Annotated in this window: 5 protein-coding genes; 3 read left to right on the forward strand and 2 right to left on the reverse strand. The window is 58.7% G+C overall.

All coding sequences use genetic code 11. From position 1 onward, the window contains the following. Positions 1-9 precede the first annotated feature (9 nt). A complete protein-coding gene (locus VGK48_23340; GenBank protein HEY2384120.1) occupies positions 10-1,182 on the reverse strand; it encodes an MFS transporter in 1,173 nt (390 codons plus the stop codon). 47 nt (positions 1,183-1,229) lie between these two features. Here VGK48_23340 and lon point away from each other — a divergent pair, with 47 nt between their 5' ends. Continuing rightward, positions 1,230-3,650, forward strand: coding sequence for an endopeptidase La (gene lon / locus VGK48_23345; GenBank protein HEY2384121.1), 2,421 nt, complete (start codon positions 1,230-1,232; stop codon positions 3,648-3,650). Between the two features lie 78 nt (positions 3,651-3,728). Here lon and VGK48_23350 read toward each other — a convergent pair whose 3' ends face one another. After that, entirely contained in the window at positions 3,729-5,597 is a 1,869-nt protein-coding gene (locus VGK48_23350) for a serine hydrolase (GenBank protein HEY2384122.1), read from the reverse strand. 329 nt (positions 5,598-5,926) lie between these two features. Between VGK48_23350 and thrC the strand changes: the two genes are divergently transcribed. Both thrC and VGK48_23360 read left to right on the forward strand, forming a co-directional pair. Beyond that, positions 5,927-7,231: a threonine synthase gene (gene thrC / locus VGK48_23355; GenBank protein HEY2384123.1), complete on the forward strand. Its 1,305-nt coding sequence runs from the start codon at positions 5,927-5,929 to the stop codon at positions 7,229-7,231. Between the two features lie 66 nt (positions 7,232-7,297). After that, positions 7,298-9,897: hypothetical protein (locus VGK48_23360; GenBank protein HEY2384124.1), on the forward strand; the 2,600-nt coding region annotated here is incomplete at its 3' end.

Consider the following 9,897-nt stretch of genomic DNA (forward strand, 5'->3'; position numbering starts at 1 on the left):
CAATTCACACTACTGTAAGCGCGGTTCCTTCAGCCAGATACAGGAGATCGGGACCATGAGCGTGGCCAGGGCGGCGACGAACGCCACGGCCGTGAAGCCGGCGGCATCGAAGGCCGAGGCGGAGAACGCCGCCACTGTTGCGATTCCGACCTGGGAGGCGGCATTTCTCAGGGCAATGTATTGACCGCGGACTTCGGGGCCGATAATCTCCGTCGTCAAGGCGTGCAGCGGGGCTTGCCGGGCAGAATGGGCAATACTCAGCGCGGCAATGCCGAGAATAAGCCCAATACCCAGGTTCGACCGCGCCACAACGACGAACAGTACCGCCAGAACGAGATTCGACCAGATGATGACGTTTCGTTTGCCGGCATGGTCCGACAACCAGCCCGCCACCGGCGATGCCGCCGCGGCCGCGAGCCCGGAAACCATGAAGACCAGCCCGATCCGCACCAGGCTCATGTGGAACGTGTTGCTGAGCCACGCTCCCACATATGTCAGGAAACCCACAACGCCGCCTGAGGTGAGGAATGCCGCAGCCATTCCTGCGACCCTGTCGGGCTTCCGAAAGTGATCGAACATCGAACCCTTACGGGCTGCCGGATGATGCAGGTGCGCGCCTTCGGCGGGCAATCCGGAGATGGCAATGACAAACATGATCGCCGCGGCGGCAGAAAGACCGCCGAATACCCAATGCCAGCCAAGCTGCGATGCGGCAAGCGCCCCGAGCGGAACGCCGACCACAAAAGCCACAAAATAGCCCATCGAGAGGACACCCATCGCGCGTCCGCGTTGTTCATAGGGATAGTAGTCGCCGGCGAAAGACAACGCGCAGGTGGAAAGTGTTCCTGCGGCGAATCCTGTCATGGCGCGTACAATGACTAAGGCGTCGAATGATGAAACGTGATATGTAAGAAAAGATGCTCCGGTGAAAAGAGCGAGGCCCGAGACCAGGACCTTCTTGCGGCCAACGCGATCGGAAAGCGGACCCACGATCAGGGCAAAAACCGCTGCGGCTAAAGAATAGGTCGTGACGATGATTCCAGCATGACCGGCTGTCGTTCCCAGGTCCTGGGCGATTGCCGGCAAAAGGGGACCGACGAGCTGTGTGTCCGAGACTCCCAGGAACAGCACACCGAAAAGAATTAGTGCAACAGACCAGTTGAAACTTTTTTGACCGGACACGCGCGGATCATAGCATAGGGAAGTGCCACTCATTTTTGGGGTAATCGATGAAACGTGACTTCGAAGAGCTCGATGATATTCAGCAGAAGATCCAGACCATTCCGGAACAGCTGCCGATCCTTCCAGTGCGGGACGCAGTTATCTTTCCCAACGCAGTCATCCCTCTCACGGTGGGGCGCGAGAGCTCGGTCAAGTTGATCAATGACGTCCAGCAGGGCGACGGAATGCTTGTCGTCCTGACCCAGCGGGACAAACGTGTGGATTCGCCGGTTCCAGCCGATCTCTACGAGATCGGAACCGTCAGCATGGTCCATCGCGTCATGAAGACCCCGGAGGGCAACCTGTTCGTGATCATCATGGGGGTTTCCCGCACCAAGGTCGAGGAGTTCCAGCAGTTCGATCCCTACATCCGCGCCCGGATCCGGGTTCTCCAGGACGAAAAGGAAGATGAGACCGGAGTCGATTTTCAGGCTCTGAGGCGAACGGTCATCAGCCAATTCGAACGCATCATCAAGCTGTCGCCGCAATTGCCGGACGATCTCCAGACCATCGTGATCAATATCGAAGACACGGGCCGTCTGGCAGACTATATCGCGACCAATCTCCCCAACCTTTCGATCGTATCGAAGCAGTTTGTTCTCGAACAGGTTTCGGTTCGAAAGCGGTTGGAGTTCCTGAATACCGAACTTGCAAAGGAGCTCGAAGTTCTCGAACTGCGCAGCAAAATCCAGAACCAGGTCCAGGAGGAAGTCGGCAAAAGCCAGCGCGAATACTTCCTGCGCGAGCAGCTGCGGGCGATTCAACGAGAGCTTGGGGAAGCCGACGACACGCAGCGCGAAATCGAGGAGCTGCGGAAGAAAATAGAAGCGGCCGAAATGACGGAGGAGGCGAAAAAAGAAGCCGAACGGGAGCTCGGGCGCCTGGGCCGGATGTCGCCTGCGGCCGCGGAGTATACGGTCACCAGAACATATCTCGATTGGCTGGTGTCGCTGCCGTGGAATGTCCTCACCACCGAGAAAATCGACATCAACAAAGCCAGGGAGGTCCTGGAGCGCGATCACTACGATCTGGAAAAGATCAAGGAACGGATTCTGGAGTACCTCGCAGTACTGGAACTGAAACCGCAGGGGAAGGCGCCCATCCTTTGCTTCGTCGGACCTCCGGGTGTGGGCAAAACATCACTCGGGCGGTCGATCGCCGCGGCAATGGGCCGGAAATTTGTTCGCGTGTCACTCGGCGGCATGCGCGACGAGGCGGAGATCCGCGGCCATCGCCGCACGTATATCGGAGCTTTACCCGGGCAAGTGATTCAAAACATCCGCCGGGCCGGCTCGCGCGATCCGGTTTTCATGCTGGACGAGATCGATAAGCTGGGAGCGGATTTCCGCGGCGACCCGGCCTCGGCGTTGCTCGAAGTTCTGGATCCCGAACAGAACTCGACCTTCCGCGACCACTACCTCGATGTCGCCTTCGACCTCTCCCGGGTTTTCTTCATTACCACCGCGAACGTGCTCGATACGGTTCCCTCCGCCCTTCGTGACCGCATGGAGGTCATCGAACTGCCCGGCTATACGGAAGAAGAGAAAGTTCAGATCGCCAAGAGTTACCTGGTTCCGCGAGGGCGCGAAAACAGCGGCTTACAGCCGGATCAGATCGAATTCACCGATCAGGCGCTGCATCAGATCGTCCGTCACTACACCAGGGAAACCGGCGTCCGTAATCTCGAGCGCCAGATCACCAGCATCAGCCGGAAACATGCCCGCCGGCTTCTGGAAGGTAAGGATCCGCGGCTTAACGTCACCCCGGAAGTCGTCGCCGAACTGCTTGGCTCGTCGAAATATCAGCTTGAAGAAGAAGTGGAAGAACGTGTCAAACGGCCGGGAGTGGTGATTGGCCTCGCCTGGACTCCCGTCGGCGGCGATATTCTGTTCGTGGAGGCGAACATCGCCAAAGGCGGCCGGCACCTGACCGTCACCGGCCAGGTGGGCGACGTCATGCAGGAATCCACCAAGGCCGCTCTCACCTGGGTTCGCTCGTATGCGATCGAACTCGGCCTCGATTCCGACTTCTACAAGGAAACCGACGTCCACATCCACGTGCCGGCCGGCTCCATTCCGAAAGACGGCCCTTCTGCCGGCGTCACTATGGTCACCGCCCTCGTCTCGGCTTTAACCAACGTCACCGTCCGCCCCAAATTGGCCATGACCGGAGAAATTACGCTTAGCGGACACGTGCTTCCCGTCGGCGGTATCAAAGAGAAGGTTCTGGCGGCCCGCCGGGCAAAGATCGAAGAACTGATCCTGCCGGCGCAAAATGAAAAGAACGTTCGGGAGGATATCCAACCCGAATTGCTGAAAGAGATTAAGTTCCACTACGTCAAGACGATCGAGGAAGTTCTCGAACACGCATTTCCGAAGCGGGTCCTGCGCGCCGTTCCCGGCACGGAGCCGGTTCAGCAGGCGATATAAAACCATTGGAAAATGTATCATTCGAGGTTTCTGCATTTCAGATTTGAAATGCAGAAACTTCCGACGTCCTCTCGTTTCCTAGGGAAGCAGAGCGTCGATCTGGGACTTGAAGTGATCGACGATGTTCACCGGATTGCCGTTTGAGTCCAGGAGCACCTTGCCGTTGACCATCACCGGATTCGCTCCGGCGGGCCAGGTTCGCGTGTTGAGCGTGAACCCGGCGTCGACGCCGTCGCCGCGAGACCACACGTACGTCGACGCTCCGGGCGTGCTCCCGTCGCGCGCGGAGCCGGGACTGCGTGGCCCGTTGCCCCAGACCGCGTGCAGATGGGCGAACTGTGCTAGCGCCCGCGCGGAGGCGCCCATCCCGTCGTTGCCGACGCCGACCTCGTTGATCTCGCCGTCGCCGCCGTAGACCTGCGGTACCGGGACCGATGAGTTGGGGGCGAGCACGTTCGCCCCCAACGCCGGATCCTCGGCGATCGCCTCGTTGGAATTGCGCCCGGAGGCGGCGGTCGATATCACTTGCACCTCGGTGATCCCCGCCGGGGCGAGCAGCGTCGAGTTCAGGTAGGTGAAGTAGTCCGTTCCTGACACCTTCTCGACCAACGTGGCCAGGAACAGGTAGCCGAAGTTCGAGTAGGCGTAGGTCGCGCCGGGCGTGTGCTGCAGCGGCTGGCCATACATGTACTTGCAGATGTCCATCCGCGTCGGCCGGGTGACGCCGATAGCCAGCGCGACTTGTCCCATCTTGTATGTGGGATCGAAGTACGGCGCGACGCCGTCGTCGTACCCCGACTTGTGGTCGAGCAGGTGCTGGACGGTGATCGAGTCGTGGTTGGTCGTGTGACCCGGGTTCGAGATCCCGATTTTCGCGAACGCGTAGTCGCCGGGCGCGAGCTTCTTGGCGTCGAACAACGACTGGATCGCCGCCTCGCAGAACATCTTGCTGCAGCTTGCGAGCAGGAAACGGTCGCTCGGCTGGGTGACCCGGTATCCCGGCTCTGCCCAGGTATAGCCACGGGCGAACTCCATCGTTCCGTTCTTTCCGAACGCCATCTGCGCGGCTCGGATCCCGTTCGCCTGCATGAACGTCTTGAACGCGGCGTCGATATTGGCCTGGGCCGGGACTGCGGTTCCGGCCGCCGTCCACTGCCGCGCCTCGGGCACGTCGTTCTTGGCAAACACCGCGGCGTACAGGGCGCTGTTGCCGCTGCCGCCGCCCTGCACGCAGATCGGATAGCGGCCCGCCTTCTTCTGGTTGTCGAACTCCGTCTGGTACTGAGCGGCCGTGAGCCCGTGGAACGCGAACCAGTCGTCGACAACGTCGTCGCGAAACACGGAGCAGTAGGTCTGGTCACCCGAGTGCGCGACGTACGCGGGCCGCCACGCGTTCAGGGTGTAGCCGGGGAGCTGTGTGTCGACGTTGAACGTCGTCTGGTAGGCGGCGGCCGGGTCGGACGGGTTGACCATCCACTTCACGAAGCCCGGGTTCGGCCACCAGACGCCGGCATACGTCCGGTTTCCGCCCTCACCGTAGATCGCAACGGAAAGCGGCATCTTACGGTTCGCGAGCGCGGTCGCGTTCGCGGTGTTGAAGTCGTTCTCCGAGAGGCCGTGCTGGGCGGACCAGCCGGCCGGAGCGCCCTCGGTCATGACCGCGGCGAAGATCGCGTCGGTCGGCGAGGAACCGGTCACCGACACGAGCGACAGGCCGTATCCCTTCGCGACCCAGGTGTTGACCCACGACTGGTATACGGCCGGGCTGATCCCGTGCACCGCGGCCCATTTCGGCATCGGTCGGTTGACCCACACCGCCGCGTATTGGGGATCTCCCGTGTCTCCATAGACACTCAGGGAGATCATCCCATAGCCCTTGCCAGACAGGTTCGTTACGTTCGACTGGTGCACAGACGCACTGACGCCGTGATAAGCCTGAACATCCATTTTCTCAGCTCCTGATTGTGAGTGTTCCCTACAGAAAGCGGTCGCAAGAACATATTATGCAAAGGCCTCCGCGATCAACCTTTCCTGTTCTTTGAATGCCTTCCCCCAGAAAATAAAGCGTTCCCCTTTCGGGGGAATGCCTTCCCCGAGCCTTCGGAAAGCGAGGCGATATAACTATTGGAAATTGCATCATTCGAGGTTTCTGCATTTCAAATTTGAAATGCAGAAACCTCGAATGATGCAATTTCCAATAGGTTTTTTTTCCCCATCCCTCCTTAGTTCCATTGACCTAATCCCATCCCGCCGTTATATTAACCATTCAACTTTTCATGAACTTACACGCCTGGTTTGAATGCTTTGCCGGATGTGGAGTCCGCTACCGGCTCGATCAAATTGTTTATCGCTGTGAGTCCTGTGGCGGCCTGCTCGAGGTGCGCCATGACGTCCAGGCTTTGAAGCAGAAGACGGGGAGTGAGTGGAAGCAGGTTTTCGATTCCCGCCTGGGCCGGATGAGCGGTGTCTGGTCGAAGAAGGAGATGGTTCTGCCCGAGCTTGAGGGCGGCAGCATCGTTTCGCTGGGGGAAGGGAACACCCCGCTCATCAAATCCGACCGCTTCGCCAAACAGCTCGGGATTGACGAGATTTACATCAAGCAGTGCGGTACTTCCCATACCGGTTCCTTTAAAGATCTCGGCATGACCGTCCTCGTGTCGATGGTCAATCAGATCCGCTCCCACGTCCGCGCGGTTGCCTGCGCGTCCACAGGCGATACCTCGGCTGCTCTTTCGGCGTATTGCGCGGCGGCGGGCCTTCCCTCGATTGTGTTTCTACCGAAGGACAAAGTTTCGATTGCACAGCTCATTCAGCCTGTCGCGAACAATGCGCTGACGATTTCCATCGACACGGATTTTGACGGCTGCATGAAGATCGTCCAGGAAATCACAAAGGATCGATCGATATACCTCGCGAACTCCATGAACTCGCTTCGAGTGGAAGGGCAGAAGACGATCAGTTTCGAAATCGTTCAGCAGCTGGGCTGGAACGTTCCGGATTTCGTTGTTGTTCCGGGCGGCAATCTTGGCAACGTCTCCGCCATCGGAAGCGGTTTTCTGTTGATGCGCGAGCTCGGGATGATCGATCGCCTTCCCCGTCTGGTTTGTGCCCAGGCCGAGAAGGCCAATCCGCTCTACCGGGCCTATCGTGAAGGTTTTGGGAACCTCCAGCCCGTGACGGCCGGAAGCACCCATGCGACGGCGATCCAGATCGGCAATCCGGTCAGCTTCGGTAAAGCCGTGCGAGCTTTGAAGGCCACGGACGGCATCGTGGAACAGGCGACCGAGGCCGAGCTGGTCAACGCCAGTGCCGAGGTCGATCGTTATGGATTTTTCAATGATCCGCAAACCGGAGTTGCTCTCGCTTCCACGATGAAGCTCGTTAAATCGCGGATGATTCCGGCCTCTTCGAGGGTGGTCGTCATCAGCACCGCGCATGGATTGAAATTCGCCGACTTTAAAACCAAATTCCATCAGGGCCTGCTCCCCGAGGTCAATCCTGCCCTGCAGAACCTGCCCGTCGATGTGCCTGCAGACGTGAATGCTGTGCGCGCCGCGATCGATGGAAGGATACCTGCTTGATACGGAAGTCTGTTTTACCGAACGCGCCGCAGTATCAGATGGTTGCGGCCGATTGCAAGGATTCGTGTGATTAAATTCAACACACTATTACGCGTGGTTTACACACTGGGACTATGCCTCATCTTGTCCCCGTTTGCCTCCGCGCAGTCCATCATCCCAGCGGGATCGGTGTTGAATTTCGCGAAAGCCACTGTCAGCCAGCAGTCTAAAGCGGGTTTTGCGGTCACCAATCCGACATCGAATTATGCCGATGTCACGTTTACTTTCTATGGATTGGATGGCAGTAAGGTCACGTCTGTCCCGTTGAACCCGGTCCGCTACCGGGTGGCACCCAAAGGTCAGGTTTCGTTGCTGGCGGCGGATATCTTTGGCGCTGCGGCGGCCGATGGCTGGGTTCAGGCCACCAGCCCGACGCCCGGACTTCTCGGTTCATATCTGACCGGCGACTTTGCAACAACTCTGCAAGGTTCGCCGTCCGAAGCGGCGCTGTCGACGCAGGTGATTCCTCTGATTCGAGAGGATTCCCTCTACGATACCCAGATCGTTATCGTCAATCCGAACTCGGGAAGCAGCGCTGCCAGCGTGACTGTCCAGCTGTATGGGGCGGCCGGGCAGGCGCCCATTGGGACCACGACTCTCACCATCGCGCCTCACGCGTTCCAGCGGATCGGGCCTTCTTCGATTTCTCCGAGTCTGCCGGCGGACTATATTTCGGCAAGAATCACATCCACGGTCAATGTTGCTGCAACGGCAATCGTCAATCGTTCCGACACTTTCATGGCCGTGGAAGGTCAGGCGGTGGATCAGCAGTCCGCCTCGCGCATTGCGCCACATTTTGTCAGTGGGAGCGGATTCACTCCGGTATTGGTTTTAGCGAATCCAACCAGTTCGCCGATTCCGGTTACCGTGACGTTGTTCGGCGCCAGCAGCCCAGCGGCCATATCATTCACCATTCCTCCATACGGAGTGGTTTCCAAAACCACAACCGACATTGTCGGACGGTTATTCTTCACTCCGGTCTCGATTGACGGCTGGTTGCGGATCGACTCGCCGAACACGGCGCTTGATGGAGTGGTTGTCCTGGATCGCGGGCAGAGCCTGACTGCGGAGACATTTCAGGCCGCTCCACAATCGTCGATGTTGTATTCCGAGCTTTTCGAAAACCAAGCAACGGCCACGGGCCTGGTGTTGATCAATCCCTCTGGCGTTGCCGCCACTGCGGATGTGTTCCTGGTCCAGGCAGACGGCAACCTGCTGGCTCACAACACGGTCACGATTCCTGCAAATTCGAAGATGGCCGAGGACCTCGGGGATGTGGTTCCCGCAACGCTGAACCCGAACGGCGATTATCTTTTGCTGACCTCGTCTACCCTTCTTTACAGCACCACGATGATTTATCAGACAACCGGATTCATCGCCGGTCTGCCGCCGGCCTCCGTTCCGCCGTTGTTTGCGCCGAATGCGCCAGTCGCACCGATAATCAGCATGGATTCCACCGATGTTCATTCAGGGCAGACGATCCGCGTTTCGACCAATACCATTGACAGCATGACGTTCATGATCGGGCAGCAGGTTCTGTCCAATAACGGAACCATAGCGCCCGGTATTCCAACATTCCTGGTACAGCTTCCGGCGCTGGAGCCCGGTTACGTCAGCCTTCGCGCCCGGAGCAACGGAGTCGATTCACCGCCGATTGTGTTGCATGTTCTGCCGGCGGACAACAGCTCGACGCAGCCTGTGTCGGGAAGGGCTCTCTACCAGAAAATCGATGTGACCGATACGGGCCTCGATCTGGCGGATCCCGGTATCATGTTTCCGATCCGGCATGCCCGCGTTGAAGTGTTTGATCCCGGCGCGCAAGTGGTGGTTTCCGCATCCGAAACGGACGATCAAGGCCGTTTCACAGTTGCAGTTCCGCCGAATCCAACTCTGCTTGTTCGCGTCCTCAGTAGAATCCGGTCGTTCAATCTTCTGGTTGAAGACAATACGAATCTGAACGCGCTCTATTCGATTCCGGTGAATATCAATGGAAGTACGCTGAACTCCGGACTGCTTTTGTCCGACGCGACCCGGCTCTCCGGCGCCTTCAACATTCTTGAAATGGTTCAACGCGCGAATGAAACCGTGAAATCCGCTAACGCGAGCCTTCCGCCGACTCCGGTCACCATTTTCTGGAGTACGAAAAACACGAATCGCGTGGGCAATCCGGCGCAGGGACTCATCGGGACGAGCGAGTTCAACGTATCGACCGGGACGGCTTACATATTGGGTGATCGCAGCACCGATTCGGACGAATACGACGATGCCGTCATCGCGCATGAGTACGCGCACATGCTCGCTGCGAAATTTTCGCGCGATGATTCTCCCGGCGGCCCGCATTCGCTGGGGGACATGCTGGATCCGCGTCTGGCATGGTCGGAAGGCTGGGCAAACTTCTTCTCTTCGGTCGTCCGGCATGATCCTATCTGGCGCGATTCGATGGGGCCGGACGGCACGCAAGTGCTCCGATACGATCTTGGCAACAGCACTGCGTCGGGAGACCCTAATCCGGGGTACTGGAGTGAGGCGTCGGTGGACACCATGCTGTGGGCTCTGTACGACGGAATCGATGCGGACAACATCCAGTATTCATTTTCATCGATCTGGTCGGCGTTCACCGATCTGCG

The sequence above is a fragment of the Terriglobia bacterium genome (assembly GCA_036496425.1).
GTDB lineage: Bacteria > Acidobacteriota > Terriglobia > 20CM-2-55-15 > 20CM-2-55-15 > 20CM-2-55-15.